Source organism: Halovivax gelatinilyticus (genome assembly GCF_024300625.1).
Taxonomy (GTDB): domain Archaea; phylum Halobacteriota; class Halobacteria; order Halobacteriales; family Natrialbaceae; genus Halovivax; species Halovivax gelatinilyticus.
On record NZ_CP101322.1, the window covers coordinates 2,815,751 to 2,838,235 of the forward strand.

Consider the following 22,485-nt stretch of genomic DNA (forward strand, 5'->3'; position numbering starts at 1 on the left):
ACCGACGTACGTGCAATCGAAGCGAATCCTTTTGGCCGGTCCGAGAATAGAGCCGGTAATGCGCGAGGGGCTTGTCGTTTACTGCAAGGGATTTGCGATGGGTGCCGCAGACGCCGTTCCCGGGGTATCGGGTGCGACGATCGCTCTCATCGTCGGGATTTACGATCGTATGATTCGAGCGATTACGGCGATCGACCCGCGCGAACTTCGAGAGATTTCCAGTCGAGATGGGCGAGCGGCGCTGTGGAGCGAACTTCTCGAGTGGGATCTGCCCTTTCTTCTCGCGCTCGGTCTGGGTGCCGTTTCGGCTGTCGTCGTCCTCGCGAACGCGATGGCGTACCTGACCGAGGCGCATCCGGTCCCAACGTACGCCTTCTTTACCGGGCTTATCGCCGCGAGTGCGATCGTCCTCTATAGCGAGGTCGACGTCACGACGCCAAAGCGCGTTCTGGTCGCGGCCGGTGGGATCGTTCTCGCGGCGGCCGTGACCGGCGTGACGGCGACGGGTGCCAGTCACACGCTCCCGATCGTGTTCGTCACCGGGGCGATTGCGATCTGTGCCATGGTGTTGCCGGGAATATCCGGAGCGTTTTTCCTCCTCGTTCTCGGGCAGTACGAGTACCTGACGGGCGTGCTCTCGGACTTCACGTCGGGCGTGGCCGGTCTCTTCGACGGAAACTCGGTGGGGACGCTCGTCGAGCCAGGGACAGTTATCGCGGTATTCGGTGCCGGAGCCGTTCTCGGACTCTTCACGATGGCCCACGCGGTCCGCGTGGCGCTCGATCGCTACCACACCGCGACGATGACGTTCCTGGTGAGTTTGATGGTCGGGGCGCTCAGACTCCCGATCGAAGAGGTGGCGGTTGCTCTCGGCGAATCGTCGACCGGGTCGCCGTCGTACGCGATTCTCGGCGGATCCGTCGGCGCGGGGATCGTGCTTCTCGCCGATCGGTACGCAATCGATCGAACGACCGTTTCGAACCCGGCCTAAATCTGAGTTCGCGCTCTTTCCGGGTGTGACGACGGCCTCAAACTCGTCGGAAATTTAATCCGTTTAAAAACATTAAGAAAATTTAAGATAAATATATTACCATTGGAAACGACGTTTGGATTGTAATGTCCGCAACTGACAGCGTCAAAGAAGCCGTTGAAGCGCACCCACGACTGCTCGGATTCCTGTTTGCTGCGATGGTGCTGATGAGCCAGGCTGGTTCCGTCGCTGCCGGTGCCACGGAAGTCGGCGTCGGCCCCTAAGTAGCGTCCGGATATCGACCGCTCGTTCTACCGTAGTCACACTCCGTCGAGAGAGTTCTACCCACGCTTCAGTCTGATCTCGGAGAACGTGCCGGTTCCGAGAGACGCTCATCGCGACAGAATTCACACTTCGGAGAGATACGTCGGCAAGCCCAGTTCCGTATTCCATCGCAACTGACCGTCGACCACCAGCGGCGTCTCGATCCACGTCAGGTATTTTCGCAATTGCTCGACGGAGACGCTCGTCTTTACGTCGTGCATTGGAAGCAGGTATATTTCGTCGATCGTCTTGACGTTCGGAGAGGTCACGGAGCCGATCTGAAACTCCTTTGCGGGATACGTTCGAAAGCTGAGGACGGGATCGTCGGTCGGCTCGACGGAGACGATCGTCGGCGCCCCGCCGTCGGATTGTGCGATGTCGGTCGATCCATCGCCGACGATCAGGTACTGTTCGCCGAGGACGGTCCACTCGCTTATAATTTCCAGGGCACCGCGGAGCGGGAATCCGAGGTTGAGTAACTTCGCGAGCGACGCCCCGGAGTCGACGGCGTGTTCGTTGATGATGTCTCCGAGCGTCGCGACGCCCCCGAACGCACCCCGCTGGGCGAGCGCGAGCCCCTGCTCGTAGGAGTGACAGGCGTTCAGGAAGAAGACGCCGAGGTCGACCGACTCGAGCGTTCGGACGTCGAGATCGCCGTCTGAACACTCGAGTCCCGCGTCCGTCGCGTGCCCGATGTAGTGGAGAAAGTCGTATCCGCCGTCGGAAAGTAGTGTCGCGAGCTCGTCCGTCGAGACGCCGAATCGTGAGGTGACGTCGAACGGGAGCAGTTCCCTGGAACCGTAGGTTTCGTCCAGCAGGTCGTGTTCGTCTAGCATCCGGGCGTCGTTGCAGACGACGAGGATGTCGATGTGCTGGGTGCGCGATTTTCTATCGAGTTGATTTCGATAGCCTTCGATCGTCGCTTTCGAGGCGCCCTGAGGTGCAAGCTCGCCGAACCAGGCGTGTTCGATCGACTCGTCGGTTACGTCCGGTTCGACGACGGGAAACGTCGATTCCGAATCGATTCCATCGGTCGTCGGACGCCGGGTCGTTCTAGCCGATCGAACCAGCGTCGCGTGTTCTCGCTTCCGGTGAGCGTCTGTGTCCGACAGTGCCGTTGGCGTTCTCGTCGTTGCAGCCGAAGCGACCTCGGTATCGATCGAGTGTTTGGTTCCGCTCGACGGCCGGACGATCCCCAGTTCGTTTACGACGAACGGGAGGACCTCGATCGCGCTCGGCTCGTCCGGGACGTGAGCCGTCAACGGCCAGCGAGGGACGTGCGGCTCGATGAGTTCGTACGGCACCTCGAGATAGGCCTCGAGTCGCGTGGAGAGCGATTCGTCGTACAACGCTTCGAGATCCCAGGGAAGGTGCGGCTCCACCTGTTTGCGCTCGTAGAGGTCGTACCGGTAGACGCCCTCGGTACGAACCAGACAATCGAGGAAGAAGACGTGTTTGAGAACGCGCGCGACGTCGTCGGCGAACGGATTCTCATCGCGGAGTGGAATCGACGTCGACTCGGTGTGGATTGCGGGGGTATCTCCCTCGACGAGCGGGGCACTGAGGTAAAACGAGAGCGGGGCGACCGAATACAGTTGAGACAGTTGCGGAGACACTTCGATACTAACGCCGGTATCGAGGGGCGCTGATTCCGTTCGCACGTCGAGTTCGTCGCCGCGCTCGATGAGCGGCGGGTGGCCCCGAAGCGTCGGCCACGAACGCTCTGGCGTGTCCGTCTTCATCGCCGACGCCATCGCCGAGATGGCCCGCATCATCGACGCCGGATCGTCGGGGGTCGTGATGGATCCGGCCGGGTGTTTGTGTAGTGACCGGGCGCCGATTTCGACTTCGACCGGCTCGTCGAAGGTGAGCTGGATCGTGTTGAGTCCGACTTCGACGGTTCCCGGTGAATCCACTCGACAGTACAACTTCATCGGTCCGTCCAACCCGACGAACTGAACGTCGTCGTCGAGGACGTACTCGGTTCCGTCAGTGAGTTTCGCGACGGACTGGCCGCTCGCCGCGTGAACGTTCACGAGGTACCGGTGGTCGAAGACGATAGACGCGGTCTCGATCCGGTAGGAAGTGTCTACGGGAAAACAAAAGAGGTCTGTCGGTACCTCGACGGGCGTGACGGGGCGGTCCGTTCTCAGCGAGAGCTGACGCTGTTCGTTCGAATCGAACAGTTTCAGCCCGTGGGGGTCCGTGTCGGCAGTTATCTCGATCGCCATTCGTCGCTGTTGGATCGATACCGCCGCACAGACAAAAAACCAACTGGTATATGCCTGCCCCAATCACCAATTCTAACTCGATGGAGGGGCATACGATTCGCAATCAATTCGATATCGTTGTACCCGGAACCTGGGTGATGGAAGTCGCCGTCCGATGTCGACGTGGCGGTAGCTGTCGATCGACTCTGTTTGCGTACAAACCGTCACCATCGCGTGCGTACCGATCGAGCGGGGAACCGACACGGTAGGCTTTTAGGAACTGTCGAGTACACTCGACCTGTGACGAAGGTACCACCGCTCGTGCTGGATGTCGACGGAACGCTGACCCGGCCGGGTGGTCGAGGCCTCGATCCGCGCGTGTTCGACCCCCTGGCTTCGTGGGAGGCGCCGATCGTGGTGGCGACCGGAAAAGCGATTCCGTATCCCGTCGCGCTCTGTCACTTCATCGGCATTCCGGAGCGGGTAATCGCCGAGAACGGTGGCGTCGTCCTCACGGCGGATAGTCTCGAAGTCGTCGGCGACCGGGAGGCCGCACAGCAGGTCCTCGACGCGTACGAGGCGGCGGGCTACTCGGCGGGCTGGCGGGGCGTCGACACGGTAAACCGCTGGCGCGAGACCGAACTCGCGATCAGTCGAGACCAGCCCCTGGAACCGCTCGAACGACTGGCCGACGACGCCGGACTCAGCGTCGTCGACACGGGCTACGCCTACCACCTCACGCACCCGACGTGTACGAAGGGGGCGTCACTCGAACGGTTCGCGTCGGCGTTCGGCGTCACCCTCTCTTCGTGCGTCGCGATCGGCGACTCAGAGAACGACGTCTCGACCTTCGAGCGCGTCGGACGGAGTTTCGCCGTGGCGAACGCCGACGACGCCGCGAAGGACGCCGCCGACGAGGTGCTTTCCGGCGCACACGCCGACGGCACGCTGGCCGCCCTCGACCGGCTGCGTCCGTGATCAATCGATGCACGTCCCCGGGTCGCGTAGTCCCTCGTACGACGAGCGGCCCGAGCGTCCCGGCAGCGTGGTCGAAGTCCATCTATAACGCGAGTCGAGAGCCATATGACGGTCGGACCCGAAGACGCGCGCATGCGCACCGCTCCGGGATCGATCCTCGCAGTCGACGGGTCGACGATCGCGATTGCCCTCCTCGGCCTCGTCGTGACCGTCGGTCTCTTCGTCTGGATTCGTCGCGACGCAGCCCGCAACGACGTCTCCCGGCCGCGGCTGTGGGGGGCGATCGCGAGCGGGGCGATGGGGCTCGGCTTCTGGCTGTATCTCACAGCACCGGTACCGATGACCGGCGTTATCATGACGGCGAACACGGGGCTGGTCCTCTACGGGTTCGAACGCGAGATCGCCTCCGGGGATGAGCGGCCGGCCGAGCCCGGGTCGCTCCCGCACGAACCGATCTCGAATTCGGCCGACGGGACGGATGTCGACGATTCCGATCGATCGTCGGAGTGAGTCGAGGTCGCGTCGCTCGTCGTCACCGTCGGACCACGACCCTTTTTGTGATCTATCCCTAACGAGCCGTTATGAGCGACGACGGGCCCAAACAGGTCGATTCACCGGACTATCACAGCGTGAATCACACCGCGGCCCAGACCTGCGGGTGGACGGCGAACGCCCTTCGCGGCGAGGGAAAGTGCTATAAGAACATCTTCTACGGCATCGAATCGCACCGCTGTATCCAGATGACGCCGGTCGTCCGGTGTAACGAGCGATGTATCTTCTGCTGGCGTGATCACCGCGGTCACGCCTACGAGCTAGACGACGTCGAGTGGGACGACCCCGAAGCCGTCGTCGACGCGTCGCTGGAACTGCAGACGAAGCTCCTCTCGGGATTCGGCGGAAACGACGAGGTCCCACGCGACGTCTTCGAGGAGGCGATGGAACCGCGCCACGTCGCCATCTCGCTCGACGGCGAACCGAGCCTCTACCCGTACCTCCCGGAACTCATCGAGGCCTTCCACGACCGCGATATTACGACGTTTCTCGTTTCGAACGGGACCCGCCCTTCCGTCCTGCGAGAGTGCGATCCGACCCAGCTCTACGTCAGCGTGGACGCCCCAGAGCGCCACACGTTCGACCAGGTCGTCCGCGCGATGGAAGACGACGCCTGGGAGACCTTACTCGAGACCCTGGACGTACTCGCCGAGAAGGACGAGACGCGAACCGTCCTTCGGACCACGCTCTTGCGCGGCGAGAACATGCACAGCCCCGACTGGTACGCCGGGCTCTTCCAGCGAGCCGACCCGGATTACGTCGAACTCAAAGCGTACATGCACGTCGGACACTCCCGGGGGCGACTCGATCGCGATACGATGCCCGACCACGACGAGGTCGTCGCGTTCGCCGAGGCCGTGGCCGACCACATGCCCAATCATCCCGTCGTGAAGGAGGTCCCCGCCTCTCGCGTGGCGTTACTCTCACGCACCGAGGACACCTGGATACCGAAGCTGAAGAAAGAGAGCGAGTTCTGGGCGCGCGATCCCGTCGCCGGCGACTGAGTCGCTCGGCTACGCCTGTTCGGTTCCTGAAACCGCCACAGGTCCGATCGTTCTCGTTCTGACGTGGATCTACGGTTCGGGCGGCGCCTGTACGCAAAACCCGTTCCCCTCGGGATCGCGCATGACGGTCCAGGTCTCCGAGACGGGTCCGATCTCGCGCGTCTTCGTCTCGACTTCCGAAGCGCCGAGGTCGACGAGCCGCTCGACCGTCTCTTCACGATCGTCGGCGTCCAGATCGAGGTGGATGGGAATCGACTCGGTTGGCGACTTCGCTTTCTTCTGGAAATACAATCGCGGGCCATCGCCGGTCGGATCGACGATCGCGGCCGCGGCGTTCGGATCCCCGCCGGACGCCTCCCAGGCCTCTCGCAGTTCGTCCGGCCATTCCTCCCGTTCGTACCCGAGGGCACTCGCCCAGAAGGACGCGAGTCCGTCCGGGTCGTCGCACGCGAACGTGACGTTTCCGATCGACACCATACGCTCCCTTCTCGACGCGGTCACAAGAACACTCTCTGAACGTCGTTTCAGATAGAACGCTGATAGGCGTTCTTCAAACGCGTCGCAGTCCCTCGGAGCCGGACAATCCAAAGCGACGCGGTAGGGAGGCGGTCGCCTCACGACGTCGGTAGCGTACTCCCACCCGATCGTCGGACCGAATCGTCGAGATACGGCGAACGCTCTTGATGGGTCGCTGCGTAGGATTGCCATGGGTGAGTCAGAGTCGACGCGTCGGTTGACTCACGAATCGTTCGCCGCCGTCGGAAACGAGTTACGAATGGATATCCTGCGGACGCTCTGGTTCCACGGTCCGCTCTCGTTTAGCGACCTGTACGACCGGGTGGATGTAGACGACAGCGGTCAATTCACCTATCACCTCTCGACGCTACGCGACCAGTTCGTCCGGAAATCAGACGATGAATACAGCGTGACGGTCGTCGGTTCGCAGCTCGTCATGACCGTCCTCGCGGCGGTCGAGACGGACGATTCGGAGAAATCGCCATACGACCTGGATGCGGCTTGTCACGGTTGCGAATCGAATCTTCAGGCCGTCGATGGCAGTGGGTGGCTCGAGATCGACTGCCCATCGTGTGAGAAACTGTATGCGAGTTACCCGGTTCCTCCCGCCGGATCGAACGAGTGGTCGTCCGCCGAGCGGTTGTGGGTATTCGACCAGCGAATTCGGCGCACGAACGCGCTCGTCCATCGCGGCATCTGTCCGAACTGCTCGTGTCGCATGGATCGGACGATCGTTCACGACGCGGAACCGCCGCCCGGGCTCCCGTTCGTGTTCGAACACCGGTGTGGCCACTGCCGGCTGGAGAGCTTCACCCTCCCCGGAACTGGACTACTAGAGCACCCGGCAATGGTGGCGTTCTATCACGACCGCGACGAGGATCTCTTCTATATTCCTCAGTGGGAGATCCCGTGGCTGTACGACGGTCGCGTCGTCGACGTCGTCTCCGAGGATCCCTTCACGTACGCCATCGAGGTCCACGTCGAGGACGATCAGTTTCGGGCGACGCTCGACGAGGAGGGGTGCGTCTGTCGCGTGGACGTCGTCGTAGCCTAACGGACGATCTGCCGAGTTTCGACCAACGCATCATCGTCGCCGCTGTCGAATAACCTCGACAGTTCGTCACAGATCGATACCGAACTCCTCGGCGAGTACGTCCTCGACGTCGCTTACAGGAAGGGCTCGCTTTCGCTTCGACCCGTGTTCGGTGATCGTGAGCGACGTACCAGAGAGCGTGCGTCTCCCGTCCGCCGTGGCGAGCGTCGCCAGTCGATCGCCGGCGAAGTGCGAATCGGGCGAGTTCGCGTGAAAGTCGGCCATCTCTGCAAATTCGGTCGGTAATCGGGGGGTGCGATCGAACCGGTAGCGGATTGCCCACTCGCCGTCCGTCCGGTGTTCGACGGCGTGGGTGCACTCGTCTCGGTCGTCGGAAACGGCCACGATGCGGTAGGTTCCCGACACGTCTCGGCGCCACGATCCGTCTAGCGGGAGCGGCGTTCGAGCGAAATCACCGAACCCGACGTCGATCAGCCGGTCGTCGACGAGCAGCGCGAGGTGGTCGTATTCGGGGCCGTACGTTCCGTCGTCGCGGCGCGGGCGAGCGGAGAGATGATCGACATCATAGCCGAGTTCGGATAGCAACCAGGCGTACGCCGTGTTGAGATCGTAACAGAGGCCGCCACCGCCCGAGATGACCCGCTCGACGGCCGTTTCGGGGTCGAGCGTCGTCCCGATTTCGGCGTCGACGTAGACGTTCGTGAACGGGACGGTACGGAGGTGGCGGCGCTGGAGCGTCTCGAGTGAGTTGTCCGACCCCGAACCGTCGGGCGCTATCCCGATTCGATCCAGATAATCCGCCGCGTTCATGGCCGAATAGATTCGTCCGCTGGATGAAAGCGCCACTGATTCCGATTCGGGGTGCTCGACTCACGGCCAGTATCGGTCGAACGAGACCGTCTCGACTCCCGAACGGTGAAAGTGACCTGAGCGGCGCGCGTTCCCACGAATTCGGGCGGTAGGCGTGGGGGGTATTTCACTTCCAGAACGCGCTAGCCACACCGCTATCGTGCCAGCGCGCGTTATCGGATAGTAAGTAATGACTCCCAGTACGACACGCGAGACGGCGCCACCAGCAACCGAACAGGCGAACTCCAATGAGACCGACACCCGACCGCCGGCGGTGGAGGTGTGCGGGCTCGGGAAGACATTCGGCGAGACGCGGGCCGTCGACGGAATCGATCTAACCGTCCCCAGGGGCGGAATATTCGGACTGCTGGGGCCGAACGGCGCCGGGAAGACGACGGCTATTCGCATGCTCGCGACGTTACTCGCGCCGGACGCCGGGACGGCCCGGGTCCTCGGCTACGACGTCTCAGAGGACCCGGCGAAATCAGGCGTCGAGTCAGCCTGACGGGCCAGTTCGCGTCCGTCGACGAGGACCTCACCGGACGAGAGAACCTCGTCCTGCTGGCCAGACTGGAGGGGTATTCCCGACGCGGCGCCAGGAACCGTGCGACGGAACTTCTCGACGCGTTCGGCCTGACCGAGGCGGCGAGAAAGCAGGTGAGCGCGTACTCCGGCGGTATGCGCCGACGACTCGATATCGCGGCGAGCATCGTCGTCACGCCCGAACTACTATTTCTCGACGAACCGACGACCGGGCTCGACCCGCGCAACCGGAACCAGGTCTGGGAGATCATCCGTGCGCTCGTCGACGACGGGACCACCGTCGTGCTGACGACGCAGTATCTGGAGGAAGCCGATCAGCTAGCCGATCGGATCGCCGTCATCGACGACGGCGAGATCATCGCCGAAGGGACGCCCGGCGACCTCAAAGCCGCGGTCGGCTCTGGCGTCCTCACGATCGCCGTCACCGACCCGGCCCAGCGCGATCGGGCCATCGAACGTCTTTCAGAGCGCGTCGACGATCTCGTCGCAGCGGGTTCGGATCCGCGAACGCTGACCGCCCGGGTGACGGAGCCGGCGATCGCCCTCGATGCGTTCGCCGCGCTCTCCGAGGCGTCGATCGACGTGACCGAGTTCTCGCTCGGTCAGCCAAGCCTCGATGAGGTGTTCCTGGCGCTCACCGACAGACCGACGGCGCAATCGTGTCGCGGTGTGGACCTACCGGACGGCGGTGAGTCACGATGAGCGACGATCCGGCCGTCGAGGACCCCGATCTCGAACGCGTCCGAGCGGCCGTCGCGACGGGCGAGCGACCGGAGCCCCCGAACCCGGTCTCGGCGTCGCTCACGTTCGGCTGGCGAGCCCTGCTCAAGATCAAGCACGTCCCCGAACAGCTCTTCGACGTCACCGCCTTTCCCGTCATGTTCTTGCTGTTGTTCACCTACCTGTTCGGCGGCGCCCTCGCGGGCTCGACGAGCGAGTACCTTCAGGAGCTCCTGCCCGGCATCCTCGCGATGACGGTCGTCTTCATCTCCATCTACACGGGTGTGACGATCAACGACGACATCGACGAGGGCGTCTTCGACCGATTTCGAACGGCGCCGATCTGGCAACCGTCGGTGATCGTCGGCGCCTTACTGGGCGACGCCGTCCGCTACACGATCGCCGCGACCCTCGTCATCGGGCTGGGTCTCGTCCTCGGCTTTCGTCCGGACGGCGGCGCCATCGGCGTCCTGTCCGCGGTAGCGCTCTTGCTGGTCTTCGCGTTCGGTCTCTCGTGGATCTGGACCGCACTCGGGTTCGTCATGCGCTCGCCGGAATCGCTCATGGGCGCGAGCATGCTGGTGCTCTTCCCGCTGACGTTCGTCAGCAACGTCTTCGTCGATCCGGCGACGATGCCCGGCTGGCTCGAGGCGTTCGTCGACGTCAACCCCTTTAGCCACCTCGTCGACGCGATGCGCGGGCTGATGCACGGGACGGCGTCGGCGGGCGAGGTGGGACTCGTCCTCGCGATGGCCGCCGGACTGGTCGCCGTCTTCGGCCCGGTGACGATGTATCTTTTCGCCAGGCAGGGGTAAGATCGTCGTACCCAGAAACGATTGCTCTTTGAACGTTGGATCGAGATCGGTCGGAATCTCGCTACGGCGTTCGGCTGTCGTATCGGTTCTCAATGACGTACGAGGCCAGCGTAACGACCAGCCAACCGACCAAAAGTATGGGTATGACTCGGTAGGAGACGCGAATGAACGTGTCAAGGAGTAACGGTCCACGTCGTATCCCAGATTCAAGTACGATCAGCGTCAATAAGAACGCGATATATCCAAGAAACCAGTCGCCGACGTCCATCTGCATCTCCATGCGGAAAAATTCTAATATTCAGCATATAAAATAATGGGTTGAAACACAGATTGACTGAATCTGTGAAACCGGAGTTGCGCCGCCTTTCAAGGCTCGTTTCCCCGTCGATTTCCGAACTGCAAATTGCTGGCAGATAGACCCGAACGTCAACTATCGACAGTAGCAGTCAATCCGCCCAAAATCACCTCGCCCCGATTCACCCTGCGGAACGCCCGCGAGAGGAACCGATCGTTCGCTCGCAGACGCGATTACTCCAGGTCGAACCGATCGAGCGTCATCACGTCGTGCCAGGTCTCGACGAAGTCGGAGACGAACGTCTCCTCGCCGTCTGTGGCACCGTAGACTTCCGCGATGGCCCGAAGTCGGGCGTTCGATCCGAAGACGAGGTCGACGCGGCTCGCCTCCCAGACCGTCTCGCCCGTCTCGCGGTCTCTGACCTCGTAGACGTCTTCTGTGTCAGACGTCGCCTCCCACTCGTAGTCCATCGAGAGGACGGTCTCGAAGAAGTCGTTGGTCAGCGTCTCTCGTTCGTCGGTGAAGACGCCGAGGTCCGAATCCTGGTACGTCGCACCGAGCGTTCGCAGACCGCCGACCAGCACGGTCATCTCGTCGGCCGTCAGGTCGAGGAGATCGGCCTTGTCGACCAGCAACTCTTCTGCCGGCCGGTCCGCTTCGTCGCTCCGGTAGTTTCGGAAGCCGTCGGCGGTCGGCTTGAGCGCCTCGAACGACTCGACGTCGGTCTGAGCCTGCGTGGCGTCGGTTCGACCCGGCTCGAACGGGACCGTCACGTCGTAGCCGGCGTCCCGCGCGGCCTGTTCGACGGCGGCGTTTCCGCCCAGCACGATGAGGTCGGCGAGTGAGACGCGCACGTCGTCGGATCTGGAATCGTTGAAGTCCTCGCGGACCGCCTCCAGGGTCGAGAGTACCGTCTCGAGTTGGTCCGGTTCGTTGACCTCCCACTCGTTTTGCGGTTCGAGGCGGATGCGCGCGCCGTTGGCGCCGCCGCGTTTGTCGCTGTCTCGGTAGGTCGAGGCCGCCGCCCAGGCGGTCTTGACCAGCTGCGAGACGGTCAGGTCGGTGGCGAGGACGATCTCTTTCAACTCGTCTACCTCCTCGTCTCCGATCAGGTCGTAGTCGACGTCGGGGAGCGGGTCCTGCCAGAGCTGTTCTTCGTCCGGAACCTCGGGGCCGACGAACCTCGACGGTGGGCCCATGTCGCGGTGAGTCAGTTTGTACCAGGCCTTCGCGAACGCCTTCTGGAACTCGTCCGGATTCTCGAGGAAGCGCTTCGAGATCTCGCGGTAGTCCGGATCTTCCACCAGCGCGAGGTCCGTCGTGAGCATCATCGGCGCGTGCTTTTCAGATGGATCGTGCGCGTCCGGGACGGTGTTCTGGGCCGCTTCGTCGACTGGCTTCCACTGGTACGCACCGCCGGGGCCTTCTTCGAGTTCCCACTCGTACTCGAACAGGTTCTCGAGGAAGGAGGTGTCCCACATGGTCGGCCAGGCGGTCCAGGCGCCCTCGATGCCGCTGGTGATCGTATCGCTTCCCTTACCGGATCCGTGGCTGTTCTCCCAGCCGAGTCCCTGCTGTTCGATCGGGGCGGCTTCGGGGTCCGCGCCCAGGGCGTCGTCGGGGGCGGCGCCGTGGGTTTTCCCGAACGTGTGTCCGCCAGCGATGAGCGCGACCGTCTCTTCGTCGTTCATCGCCATGCGATCGAACGTCTGTCGGATGAAGTCTGCGGCCTTCTCCGGGTCGGGTTCGCCGTCTGGGCCTTCCGGGTTCACGTAGATCAGGCCCATGTGGTCGGCGCCGAGGGGTTCTTCGAGGGTGCCCGCTTCGTCGTGGCGGTCGGAACCCAGCCACTCCTCTTCGGGGCCCCAGTAAACGGATTTGTCCGGCTCGTAGGCGTCCTCGCGGCCGCCAGCGAAGCCGTACGTTTCGAAGCCCATGGACTCGAGCGCGCAGTTTCCGGCCAGAATCATCAGGTCGGCCCAGGAGAGATTTCGCCCGTACTTCTGCTTGACCGGCCAGAGCAGCCGGCGCGCCTTATCGAGGTTGACGTTGTCGGGCCAGCTGTTGAGCGGGGCGAAGCGCTGGGCACCCTCTGCGGCGCCACCGCGGCCGTCGACGGTCCGGTACGTGCCGGCGCTGTGCCAGGCCATCCGGATCATCAGCGGGCCGTAGTGACCGTAGTCGGCCGGCCACCACTCCTGTGAATTCGTCAGTACGTCCTTGACGTCGGCTTTCACCTGATCGAGGTCGAGCGTCTGGAACGCCTCGGCGTAGTCGAACTCCTCGTCCATCGGATCGACGGGACGGGCGTTCTGGTCGAGAATTTCCAGGTTCAGTTGGTTCGGCCACCAGTCGTGGTCAGACCCTGTCATCGTCGAGGTATTGCTCCGTTTGCCTATTAAGAGTGTCTAATTCGGAAACCAAGTCTTCGCTCTGACAGAAGAATTTTTGTGATTGTGTGAAACTGGGTCGACGAGTGTCTCCGTTTCCTACTGTGGACGAGTGTTGCGCTGTCTCTACCGTGGGACGCTCGTTCCCACGAGTATTCGCAAACTATCGAATCCACCGACGGCGATCGACGCTCGATCCACCGGCCAGCGCTCTCCTGATCGATTCGAGGCGAGATTGCGAAACCATTACCCTCGTCGACACCAAGACAGCGACATGTTCGATCCGGTTCCGATCGGCGAGTACGCGCTCGAACACGCCGCCTTCCTCGTACTCGTGATCGGCTCGTCGATCTTCTTCAGCGCGCTCGCCGCCCTCAACGTTCGTCACGGTCGCGAGACGCTCGAACGAGAGCGCGAGTGGGTGTCAGACCAGTTCGGCGTCGACGATCCCGATCGCGTAAGCGCCTACCACCGAATCAAGACGCGACTCGGCCAGGTCCAATCGTGGTTCGTCCTCTCGGTCGTACTCCTCGCGCTGTACACGGGCGCGTTCGCCAGCCTCGTCGAGTGGTTCGAGGGTCTCGGCTACGGCTCGGTCGTCACCGGAACGGCCTTCTTCGTCGTCGTGATGGTGGGGATGCAGGCGCTGTCGCTTCCGTTCGACGTCTACGACACGTTCGTGGTCGAGGAACGCTTCGACTTCAACAATCAGACGCCGGCGCTGTTCGTCCGCGACCTCCTCGTCGGGCTCGTCCTCTCGGTCGTCATCGTCGCCGGCCTCTCGGTCGCGATCCTGTGGACGATCCACGCCCTGCCGGCGCTCTGGCCCGCGGCCGCCCTCGCCATCTTCGCCGCATTCTCGCTCTCGATGCTGGTCGTCTACCCGCGCGTTATCGCCCCGCTGTTCAACGACTTCGAACCAGTCGAAGAGGGAGCGCTTCGCGACGGCGTCGAGCGCGTCTTCGATCGCGCCGGCTTCACCTGCGACGACGTTTACGTAATGGACGCGAGCCGGCGATCCGGTCACTCGAACGCCTACTTCACTGGCTTCGGTCGAACCAAGCGGGTCGTCCTCTTCGACACGCTGGTCGAGCAGATGGAACTGCGCCAGCTAGAGAGCGTCCTCGCCCACGAACTCGCCCACTGGAAGCGAGCCCACATCTGGAAGCAGTTCGGGGCGGGGCTCTTGCGGATCGGGCTCGCACTGGTCGCCCTCTGGGTGCTGATGGAGACCACCTGGCTCTACGCGATGTTCGACCTACCGGCGACCGCCTACGTCGGTCTCGCGGTCGGTGCCCTCTGGATAAGCCCCCTCTTGCAACTGTCCAGCCCGATCGAAAACCGCCTCTCGCTCGCCCACGAGCGTGAGGCCGACGCGTTCGCGACCGACGTCATGGGCGACGGCGAACCGCTCGTCGAGGCGCTCAGCCGACTCACCGGCGAGAACCTCTCGAATCCGTTTCCCCACCCGCTGTACGCGACGTTCCACTACGATCACCCGCCGATTCCCGAACGGATCCGCTACATTCGGCGGATGGGCGACGACGTCGCGGTGGACGAGCAGTCGAACACCGACGTCGTCGGTTCTGAGTGAATCGCAGGCGACATTCGTCACTCGGACGCGTAACCGAAACCGAACCGTCGCGAGCGGTGACTGTCCGCGTCGGTATGCACTGTGGTTAACCGGGCTCGTCTGCTACAAAATACCATGATTTCGGAACGACTCTCGGAGTCGTCCGAGGTGATCGGGACGTGAGCGACGATCGAGCGGACGAGTCCGACGGCGGACGCCGGGGCTTTCACCTCCGGGTCGGGCTGCGCGCCCTCTCGGATATCCTCGGCGATCTCGTCGAGGTGGAGGCGACTCGCGACCCACCGCCGGAGCCGTCGGTCGAGTGGGACGACGTCGCCGATGACGAGTTGGATACGGGAACCGGTCGCGAACGGACGAAGAGGCTGCGAACGTCGACTACCGATCGTTGTCTGGTCGACACCCGGTTCGACGGCGGTGCGTTCGTCGTCCACGCCGACATTCCCGGGGCCGAGGTGGACGACGTCTCGGTCGGTCTCGATCCGCGGGCGGACCAGCTTGTCGTCGGCGTCCACGACGAGGCCGTCGCGTGGGTCGACCTCCCATGGTCGAAAGCGGAGGCGACCGACGTCTGGTTCAACAACGGCGTTCTGGAGGTGCGGCTGCGGCCAACCGACGCCTGAGTCGAGACGTCGGCCGAATCAGCCCGCATTGACTCCAAGCGAGCGACGTCTCCTCATTCGAGCCCCATGACCGACCGGTATCGAGCACCCGCGTCGTCGTCTTCCTCGATGGCGGCACCGATGCGCGGCGAGAGCCACTCGCGAGTCGCGCCCACCGCGGAGTCGGTTCCAACCCCGTCCGCGGGCGTCCCGTCGAACTCCGGCGACCGCAACTCGGCGGGCAAAAAGCGCTCGTAGACGGGCAACCGCTCTGTGAGCGGGAGTCCCGCATCCTCGGCGATCGCTTCGAGCTCCCGAAGCGCGGGCCAGGCGTAATCGGGGTTGACGTGGTCGTCGGTCACCGGCGAGACGCCGCCGAGGTCGTCGACGCCGCAGTCGATCAGTTCGCGGACGGGCGCCAGGTTCGGCGGCGCCTGCACGGACACCTCGTCGGGGAGCGCCACGCGGGCCATCGCGATCACGCGACGCATCGTTTCTACATCGGGCGTCCCGCCGTCCCAGCGCTCGTTGGTTCGGACGGGCTGGACGATCACCTCCTGGACGTGGCCGTAGCGCTCGTGCAGTTCGGCGATCGCGAGCAGGCTCTCGGCACGATCGTACCAGTCCTCGCCGATCCCGACGAGGATACCGGTCGTGAACGCGACGTCGAGTTCGCCGGCCGTCCGGATCGTCGCCAGTCGCTGACCCGGCTCTTTACGTCGTGGTCCCGCGTGGGCGTCCACCTCGGCAGTGGTCTCCAGCATGACGCCCATGCTGGCGTTGACGTCTGCGACCAGTTCCATCTGCTCGGGCGTCTGGTCGCCGGGGTTGGCGTGCGGGAGCAGGCCCTCCTCCAGGGCGACCTCGCAGGCCGCCCGAAGGTAGTGGTGAACCGAGTCGTATCCCCACGCGTCCAGCGTGTCGTGAATCTTCGCGTAGCGATCGTCCGGGTCGTCGCCGAACGTAAATAACGCCTCGGTACAGCCGGCGTCGGCGCCTCGTCGACAGATTTCGCGGACTTCCTCGAGCGAGAGTAGCGATGCCTGTCCGGGCGGGTCGAAGTACGTACAGTAGGTGCAGGTGTACCGACACGCCGTCGTCAGCGGGATGAAGACGTTTCTCGCGAACGTGAGTTCGTCCGGGGCGGAGACGTCCGCCGGGGTGACCGCACACAGCGCGTCGACGTCGGCGTCGTCGACCGTCAGTTCGACGTCGTACGCATCGGCCCCGGGTATCATCGATCGATTGCTTGACTCGCTCGTCACTAAGGGGTATCGTTCCCGGGTTCACTCCGGCCGGGACGCGCTGACGCGTCCATCGGTCGTCTGCAGGGTGAATCCAACATCGGTGAGATACGTACGTGCGCGTCCGTCTCCGTGGGTGAGCACTTCGACCAGGTCGGCCGGTTCGTCGACGTCCGTCGCGAGTCGAAAGGAGTCGACGACGCACACGTCGGCTCCGACGGTGGCGGCGATCTCGCGGTGATCGAGGTACGATGTCCCGTGGTAGTCGACGCGAAACCCTGGGTGTCGAGAGACGAACGCGTTGGTTCCACCACCTCGACCGGGTGCGATGACGACGTCTCCCGGCGTCTCGAACAGCCGTTCGAGCACCGACGGCGTCGCGATGGCCAGATCGGCCATGACGACGGCGATCTCCGGCCCTCCATCGGAACCGCGCGCGTCGACGTGGGCCGAGAGCCGCGCGTTCACGGCGTCGGTGAGCGGTCGCTCGTCGACCGTCACCGGAACGTCGACGTCGATTTGCCCGGTCGAGAGGATGTGCGGATGGTGGCCGGCAGCCTCGATCGCCTCGACGACGTCCGCTGCCATCGCTCGGGCGAAGTCCCGTCGCTCACGCTCCGAGAGAACCGGTTCCAACCGGCTCTTCGGCGATTCCGTCGAGAACGGGACAAGAACCTCCATGTGGACACTTCGTCGATACCGAACCAAAAACGCGTCGTCAGCTACTCGCAACGAGTGCGAATCGCGATCGGAGTTAGAACAGGGGCTCGAGGTCGTCTGCGTCCTCTTCGACGAGTTCTTCTAGGTTTTCCTCGCTCTCGGCCTGGATGTCGTCCATGTTGTCCTGGGCCTCGATGGCGACCTGCTGGAGGCGCTTGATCCGCGGGACGTTCGTGACGCCCGAGAGCAGGATCGACGCCGAAACCTCGGGGACCGGACGCGGGTAGTCGCCGCCGCGGACTTCCATGCTGCCCGTCTCCTCTTCGAGCCACTTGCGGCCGCGCTCGATGCCCTTCCGGTTTAGGTGGTTGGAAGGACCGCTGAGAACGAGCAGCGCGCGCTCGGCGCCGTCGATTTCGCAGGGTAGGGTGAGTCGACCCAGGGCGGCTTTCCGGACGAGACTGGTGATGCGGTTGGTCGTGTTCGCCGCGTCGAGGTCGGTCCCGCTCGGCGAACTGGAGCCGCCGGTAAAGCGAGAGAGCAGCCCGCCCGTGTTGTTCAGTTCCACCTCTTCGGAGGCGTAGCCGACCGTCGAGACGCCGCCGCCCGAGAGCGTGTTGATGATCTCGGACGAGTCGACGACGCTCTCTGCGACCTCCTGGCCGGCCTGCACCTCGCCGGCACCGAAGAGTACGCCGAACCGTCGGACGATCTCCTCGTTGATCTGGTCGTAGCCGCCTTCGACGGACTCGCCGGCGCTTCGCCAGGAGTCGTTGTCGAAGACGAGCAGGTTGTCGACCTCGCGGACGAACGTCTGGAACGAGCGGGCCGCGTTGAGCGTGTAGATGCCACCCTCGTCCGTTCCCGGGAGGACGCCGAGGCCGTACACCGGGATCGTGTAGATCCGTTTTAAGTGCTTTGCGAGCACCGGCGCGCCGCCTGAGCCGGTTCCGCCGCCCATGCCGGCGACGACCAGGAATGCGTCGACTTCGTGGGTCGGGATCGAGTCGATCGCGTTCTGGATCTCGTCGATGTCCTCTTCGGCGACTTCCGCGCCGAGTTCGTTGTCCGCTCCTACGCCGTGTCCTTTCACACGTGCCTGACCGATCAGTACACGGTTTTCTTGGGGAATTCGGTCGAGGCCGATGAGGTCCGCTTTCGCGGTGTTGACGGCGATCGCCGCGCGGACGATACCGCTGTTCGTTCGATCGTCGTAATCGAGGAATCGATCGACGATTTTTCCTCCAGCCTGTCCGAATCCGATCATCGCCAGCTTCATTGGTTTTCTGGGGGCTCCGTTGGATAGAGACCAGTGGAAAGAAGAATATAAACTTTGTGTCTGAAAGACTTTCACGTTTGCTGGGGTATCGCCAACAATCGCAAGACGGCGACGTGATAAAATCTAAAATTATCGATCACATCGGCGGATATATCTCCAGCACTGTCGGTGGTTGAAATAGGTTCGGGGAAAGTAGTGTAGGCTTGAAGAGGGGGTAACTCGCCTTGGGCCGTGCCGATTCCATCACCAGCGGCCATTTCTGTCCATCACTCGGCGGCCAGTTCACGACCCTGTTCGGGTGTCTCGAAGTACGTTTTGAGCGTTCGAAGCGAGGCGGGGTCGACATCGAACGCTGTGACGTCGTTCGAGGTGACGGTGTTGTCGACCGAGAGCGCTCTGGCTTGCTCCCGACTGAATGGCACGAACGGTATCGGGCCCGCGGCCGCCAGTCCGATGCGTGAGAGGACTGTCGGAACTGGCACGATCCGGACCGATTGCCCTCTGGCCGCGTAGAACTGTCGGGTGACGTCCGCAAGCGAGCACACCTCCGGCCCGCCCAGTTCGTACGTCTCGCCGGCGTGATCGCCGTCGACGCAGTCTGCTAGCATCGGCGCGAGGTCGCCGATCCAGATCGGTTGGAACCGCATCGAGCCGCCGCCGGGAAGGGCCGTGACGTACGGCGTCGTCGTCAGCTCGACGAACGAGAGAAACTCGCTCCCCTCGCCGAAGACGACCGACGGTCTGCAGACGACCGACTCGACGCTGCTCTCCGTGACAACCGCCTCTGCTCGCCCCTTCGCACGAAGGTGAGCGGTCGGCGCGCTGGGATCGGCTCCGAGGCCGCTCATCTGTACGAACCGACCGACTCCGGCGTCTTCGGCCGCCGAAACCAGCGTCTTGGTGCCCCCGAGGTGGACCGACGCGTGCGTGGCGCCGCGGGGCGTCTGGAACAGCGGCGATAGCGCGACGAGATTCACGACGGCGTCCACACCGTCGACCGCGTCCGGTATCGAGTCGGGGTCGGTGACGTCGCCTGCGATGGTGTCGACCGCGTTCGGAAGCGACGTCCCACTCGGATCGCGGGCCATCGCCGTGACGCGGTGGTCGCGTTCTGCCAGCTGTTCACAGAGGGCCGTTCCGATGAACCCGGTGCCGCCGGCGACGAGTACGTCCATATCCCTGGTATACGGCGTCGCGCGTGATATACGTTGGTCGAGCGGTCAGTGAAACCTGTGGGCCCGTCGCTACGAGCGGATCGTGTCGCGTTCGACGCGTTCGCCACGAACGGTTCGCTCTCGACACTTCCTTGTAGTCGCCGGTGTGAGTCGAGACCATGCTGGTCACGCTCGAGGGCATCGATGGCAGCGGCAAAACGACGGTGTGGGAGGCCCTGCAGGCGGAGTACCCCGAGGCGACGTTCACGCGCGAACCGACGGATTCGTGGTACGGCGAGGCCGTCTACCGGTCGATCGAGGACGACGACGCCGATCCGCTCGCCGAACTCTTCTTGTACACGGCCGATCACGCAGACCACCTCACTCGCGTGATCGAACCCGCGCTCGAACGGGGCGATATCGTCATCTCCGATCGGTACGCCGACTCCCGGTACGCCTATCAGGGGGCGACGCTCGACGGTGAGGTCGTCAGACCGATGGAGTACGTTCGAGGGATACACACCGCGTTTACGATCGAACCGGATCTCACGCTCTACTTCGACGTCGATCCCGAAACCGGCGCGAGTCGTGCCGGTGTGACAAACAAGTTCGAGCGGGTGTCGTTTCTCTCGCACGTTCACGAAAATTACGACCGCCTTCGTCAGGCAGAACCGGAGCGGTTCGTCACGATCGACGCCTCACAGCCGCCGGAGGACGTCATAGATCGGGTGATCGAGATTATGGACGAGGTCCACCGTTCGATGTCGGATTCGACCTGAGCCGATCGAACTCAATCCAGCGCGATGTACGTTTTCGTCTCGATGACACCGTCTCGCGTCTGTACGCCCGTCGAGACGGCTTCGAGCACGTCGTAGACTTCGGGGGCGTCGACTTCGGCGATGATGTCGAACTCGCCGGCGACGATGTGGGCCCCTTCGACCGACTCCACCTCCGTAATAGACGCCAGGAGCTCTTCCGACGTTCCGGCGGAGGTCTTTACCATGATGAACGCGTGAACCATCGGGGCTGTGGTACACTGTAACACGACTAAAGTGTTCCCCCGCTCACGGAGACACTTCCATCGATCGAACCAGCCGCGTTCTGCCCGCGGATGCCGACTCTGGAGAACGGGGTAACGTTATTAACGGGTGACGGCGTACCCCTTCGCATGCGGTTTGTTATCGTGGGTGCTGGTCGAGTCGGATTGCGCACCGCGCGCGTCCTCCGCGAAGAGGGCCACGAGGTGACGCTGATCGAACTGGACGAGCCAACACGCCGACGAGCGGAGGCGGCCGAGTTCGACGTCGTCGCTGGCGACGGCTCGCGTGAAGAAATTCTCGCGGAGGCGGGGATCGACGACGCCGACGCCGTCGGGGCGCTCACCGGAGACTTAAACGTCAACTTCGCCGCCTGCATGATCGGTTCACACCGCGGTTGTCGAACGGTCATGCGGATCGACGACGACTACCGCGAGGAGATCTACCGAAAGTACGCAGACGAGGTCGACGAGGTGATCTACCCCGAGCGCCTCGGCGCCATCGGCGCGAAGAACGCGCTGCTCGGCGGCACGATACGGGCGATCGCCGACATCGCCCAGCACCTCCAGATCGTCGAACTCACGATCACGTCCGAGGCGCCGGTCGAGGGCTACACCGTTAGCGAGTTGCAGCTTCCGGCCGACGCCACCGTCCTCGCGATGAGCAAGGACGGTTCGCCGTTTCAGATACCCGACGCTGACGAGGCGCTCGAAACCGACGACCGGCTAGTAGTTCTCACTGACTTCGCCGTCCTGGGCGACGTCAGACAGATCGTCGTCGGCGATCCGACGAAACCGCACGCGGTCGGCGCTGGAGGTGTCAACTGATGGTTACTGCGTTCGTCATGATCAAAGCGAACACCGGCGAGGCGGATCGACTTCAGGAGGAGATCGAGGCGATCGACGGCGTCGTCTCCGCGCACATTGTCGCGGGTGACGTCGATCTAATCGCGAAGACCGACGTAGCAAATCCGGCAGCGGTCAAGGACATCTCCGCGACCAAAATTCAGGGCATAGACGGTGTCGAAGGGACGCAGACGTACATCGCGATGGGTTGAACAGGCGATTGCGATGGGCTAACCGGACTGACCCTTACAGCGGTGGCCCACCGCCATCGACGGGTTCCTGCCCTCTCTGTTGTGCGTTCGTCTGTAGCGACCGCGCCGGGCCTCGGTACTCGTACCCAGGAATGAGTCCTTGCGCGTACGTCCCTTCGACGTACTCGGCGAGCGCTTTCGCGTCAGACACTCCTTCGGTGGCGTCCCACGCGGTGAAGGCGAGTTTCACCCGAAGCGAGTCGTCGGTTCGTTCGACGACCGGCTCGTCGTGGGTACTGGTTCGGGCGACCGTGAAGGCGTCCTGAACGTGGCGTTCGAACGTCTCCGCCCAGTCGGTCTCGACGATCTCCGCCACGTGATCGACGGCGGCCGCCGAGAGCGTCGGGACGACGACCGTCACCTCGAACGCGCCGTCGCGCTCTCCCTCCGCGGCGGTCGCGGTCACCGAAACGTCGAAGACGGTCGTTTCGAGGACGTATCCGTCCGCTCCCGGTTCGAACGCGTCGTGCGTGTCGAGTGCGCGCTCGACGGCGTCGGCCATTGCGTACTCGTCAGTAGTCATCGAGTGAACCGACGGGCCGCGTCGAAAAGTGCGTTACGCCGTCGTCGTGCCGATCTGCGAGTGACCGGACACTCGCGTT

24 protein-coding genes are annotated in these 22,485 nt (G+C 63.5%); 14 read left to right on the forward strand and 10 right to left on the reverse strand.

Features of this window, described 5'->3' with window-relative positions; all coding sequences use genetic code 11:
- Positions 1 to 58: 58 nt before the first annotated feature.
- Positions 59 to 991 carry a DUF368 domain-containing protein gene (locus NKH31_RS13380; RefSeq protein WP_254862293.1) on the forward strand — a complete coding sequence of 311 codons (933 nt, stop codon included), beginning with the start codon at positions 59 to 61 and terminating at the stop codon, positions 989 to 991.
- Positions 992 to 1,116: 125 nt separating this feature from the next.
- On the forward strand, positions 1,117 to 1,254 hold the full coding sequence (locus NKH31_RS13385; protein ID WP_254862294.1) for a DUF7503 family protein: 138 nt from the start codon (positions 1,117 to 1,119) through the stop codon (positions 1,252 to 1,254).
- Between the two features lie 123 nt (positions 1,255 to 1,377).
- Here the strand turns inward: NKH31_RS13385 and NKH31_RS13390 are convergent, their stop codons facing one another.
- Positions 1,378 to 3,525 carry a hypothetical protein gene (locus tag NKH31_RS13390; protein WP_254862295.1) on the reverse strand — a complete coding sequence of 716 codons (2,148 nt, stop codon included), beginning with the start codon at positions 3,523 to 3,525 and terminating at the stop codon, positions 1,378 to 1,380.
- Positions 3,526 to 3,804: 279 nt separating this feature from the next.
- Between NKH31_RS13390 and NKH31_RS13395 the strand changes: the two genes are divergently transcribed.
- From NKH31_RS13395 to twy1, 3 genes are all read left to right on the forward strand, one after another.
- Positions 3,805 to 4,482: an HAD-IIB family hydrolase gene (locus NKH31_RS13395; protein ID WP_254862296.1), complete on the forward strand. Its 678-nt coding sequence runs from the start codon at positions 3,805 to 3,807 to the stop codon at positions 4,480 to 4,482.
- 132 nt (positions 4,483 to 4,614) lie between these two features.
- Positions 4,615 to 4,992, forward strand: coding sequence for a hypothetical protein (locus tag NKH31_RS13400; RefSeq protein ID WP_254864814.1), 378 nt, complete (start codon positions 4,615 to 4,617; stop codon positions 4,990 to 4,992).
- A gap of 71 nt (positions 4,993 to 5,063) precedes the next feature.
- A complete protein-coding gene (gene twy1, locus NKH31_RS13405; protein WP_254862297.1) occupies positions 5,064 to 6,038 on the forward strand; it encodes a 4-demethylwyosine synthase TYW1 in 975 nt (324 codons plus the stop codon).
- Positions 6,039 to 6,107: 69 nt separating this feature from the next.
- Here twy1 and NKH31_RS13410 read toward each other — a convergent pair whose 3' ends face one another.
- Positions 6,108 to 6,515, reverse strand: a complete 408-nt coding sequence (locus NKH31_RS13410; protein ID WP_254862298.1) for a VOC family protein — start codon at positions 6,513 to 6,515, stop codon at positions 6,108 to 6,110.
- A gap of 229 nt (positions 6,516 to 6,744) precedes the next feature.
- On the opposite strand from NKH31_RS13410, the gene NKH31_RS13415 reads away from it, so the two are divergent.
- Positions 6,745 to 7,608: an ArsR/SmtB family transcription factor gene (locus NKH31_RS13415; protein WP_254862299.1), complete on the forward strand. Its 864-nt coding sequence runs from the start codon at positions 6,745 to 6,747 to the stop codon at positions 7,606 to 7,608.
- Positions 7,609 to 7,674: 66 nt separating this feature from the next.
- Here the strand turns inward: NKH31_RS13415 and NKH31_RS13420 are convergent, their stop codons facing one another.
- A complete protein-coding gene (locus NKH31_RS13420) occupies positions 7,675 to 8,418 on the reverse strand; it encodes an arylamine N-acetyltransferase family protein (protein ID WP_254862300.1) in 744 nt (247 codons plus the stop codon).
- A 229-nt stretch (positions 8,419 to 8,647) separates the two neighbouring features.
- On the opposite strand from NKH31_RS13420, the gene NKH31_RS13425 reads away from it, so the two are divergent.
- From NKH31_RS13425 to NKH31_RS13435, 3 genes are read left to right on the forward strand one after another with little or no spacing between them, the layout of a single operon-like run.
- Positions 8,648 to 8,962, forward strand: coding sequence for an ATP-binding cassette domain-containing protein (locus NKH31_RS13425; RefSeq protein WP_254862301.1), 315 nt, complete (start codon positions 8,648 to 8,650; stop codon positions 8,960 to 8,962).
- Entirely contained in the window at positions 8,959 to 9,702 is a 744-nt protein-coding gene (locus NKH31_RS13430; RefSeq protein WP_254864815.1) for an ATP-binding cassette domain-containing protein, read from the forward strand. Before NKH31_RS13425 ends, NKH31_RS13430 begins: the two co-directional genes overlap by 4 nt.
- Positions 9,699 to 10,535, forward strand: coding sequence for an ABC transporter permease (locus NKH31_RS13435; protein ID WP_254862302.1), 837 nt, complete (start codon positions 9,699 to 9,701; stop codon positions 10,533 to 10,535). The genes NKH31_RS13430 and NKH31_RS13435 overlap by 4 nt, the downstream gene beginning before the upstream one ends.
- 528 nt (positions 10,536 to 11,063) lie before the next feature.
- Here the strand turns inward: NKH31_RS13435 and katG are convergent.
- A complete protein-coding gene (katG, locus tag NKH31_RS13440) occupies positions 11,064 to 13,202 on the reverse strand; it encodes a catalase/peroxidase HPI (protein WP_254862303.1) in 2,139 nt (712 codons plus the stop codon).
- Between the two features lie 292 nt (positions 13,203 to 13,494).
- Here katG and NKH31_RS13445 point away from each other — a divergent pair, with 292 nt between their 5' ends.
- Both NKH31_RS13445 and gvpH read left to right on the forward strand, forming a co-directional pair.
- The gene (locus tag NKH31_RS13445; protein WP_254862304.1) at positions 13,495 to 14,814 is read left to right on the forward strand and encodes a M48 family metallopeptidase; all 1,320 of its coding nucleotides are present in this window, start codon (positions 13,495 to 13,497) and stop codon (positions 14,812 to 14,814) included.
- 158 nt (positions 14,815 to 14,972) lie between these two features.
- Positions 14,973 to 15,434: a gas vesicle protein GvpH gene (gene gvpH / locus NKH31_RS13450; protein WP_254862305.1), complete on the forward strand. Its 462-nt coding sequence runs from the start codon at positions 14,973 to 14,975 to the stop codon at positions 15,432 to 15,434.
- A gap of 53 nt (positions 15,435 to 15,487) precedes the next feature.
- Here gvpH and cofG read toward each other — a convergent pair whose 3' ends face one another.
- The 4 genes from cofG to NKH31_RS13470 form a co-directional block, all read right to left on the reverse strand.
- Entirely contained in the window at positions 15,488 to 16,651 is a 1,164-nt protein-coding gene (gene cofG, locus NKH31_RS13455; RefSeq protein ID WP_254862306.1) for a 7,8-didemethyl-8-hydroxy-5-deazariboflavin synthase subunit CofG, read from the reverse strand.
- Positions 16,652 to 16,699: 48 nt separating this feature from the next.
- Complete coding sequence (cofC, locus tag NKH31_RS13460; protein ID WP_254862307.1) at positions 16,700 to 17,338, reverse strand: 2-phospho-L-lactate guanylyltransferase; 639 nt, start codon at positions 17,336 to 17,338, stop codon at positions 16,700 to 16,702.
- Between the two features lie 73 nt (positions 17,339 to 17,411).
- The gene (locus NKH31_RS13465) at positions 17,412 to 18,596 is read right to left on the reverse strand and encodes a tubulin/FtsZ family protein (protein ID WP_254862308.1); all 1,185 of its coding nucleotides are present in this window, start codon (positions 18,594 to 18,596) and stop codon (positions 17,412 to 17,414) included.
- Between the two features lie 266 nt (positions 18,597 to 18,862).
- Complete coding sequence (locus NKH31_RS13470) at positions 18,863 to 19,771, reverse strand: complex I NDUFA9 subunit family protein (protein WP_254862309.1); 909 nt, start codon at positions 19,769 to 19,771, stop codon at positions 18,863 to 18,865.
- A gap of 158 nt (positions 19,772 to 19,929) precedes the next feature.
- On the opposite strand from NKH31_RS13470, the gene tmk reads away from it, so the two are divergent.
- Positions 19,930 to 20,529 (forward strand): dTMP kinase, encoded by a 600-nt coding sequence (gene tmk / locus NKH31_RS13475; protein WP_254862310.1) that lies wholly within the window; start codon positions 19,930 to 19,932, stop codon positions 20,527 to 20,529.
- Positions 20,530 to 20,540: 11 nt separating this feature from the next.
- Here tmk and NKH31_RS13480 read toward each other — a convergent pair whose 3' ends face one another.
- Positions 20,541 to 20,771, reverse strand: a complete 231-nt coding sequence (locus NKH31_RS13480; RefSeq protein ID WP_254862311.1) for an Lrp/AsnC ligand binding domain-containing protein — start codon at positions 20,769 to 20,771, stop codon at positions 20,541 to 20,543.
- 147 nt (positions 20,772 to 20,918) lie between these two features.
- Between NKH31_RS13480 and NKH31_RS13485 the strand changes: the two genes are divergently transcribed.
- Both NKH31_RS13485 and NKH31_RS13490 read left to right on the forward strand, forming a co-directional pair.
- The gene (locus NKH31_RS13485; protein ID WP_254862312.1) at positions 20,919 to 21,614 is read left to right on the forward strand and encodes a potassium channel family protein; all 696 of its coding nucleotides are present in this window, start codon (positions 20,919 to 20,921) and stop codon (positions 21,612 to 21,614) included.
- Entirely contained in the window at positions 21,614 to 21,844 is a 231-nt protein-coding gene (locus NKH31_RS13490; protein ID WP_254862313.1) for an Lrp/AsnC family transcriptional regulator, read from the forward strand. The genes NKH31_RS13485 and NKH31_RS13490 overlap by 1 nt, the downstream gene beginning before the upstream one ends.
- A 34-nt stretch (positions 21,845 to 21,878) precedes the next feature.
- Here NKH31_RS13490 and NKH31_RS13495 read toward each other — a convergent pair whose 3' ends face one another.
- Positions 21,879 to 22,406 carry a DUF5813 family protein gene (locus NKH31_RS13495; protein WP_254862314.1) on the reverse strand — a complete coding sequence of 176 codons (528 nt, stop codon included), beginning with the start codon at positions 22,404 to 22,406 and terminating at the stop codon, positions 21,879 to 21,881.
- Positions 22,407 to 22,485 lie beyond the last annotated feature (79 nt).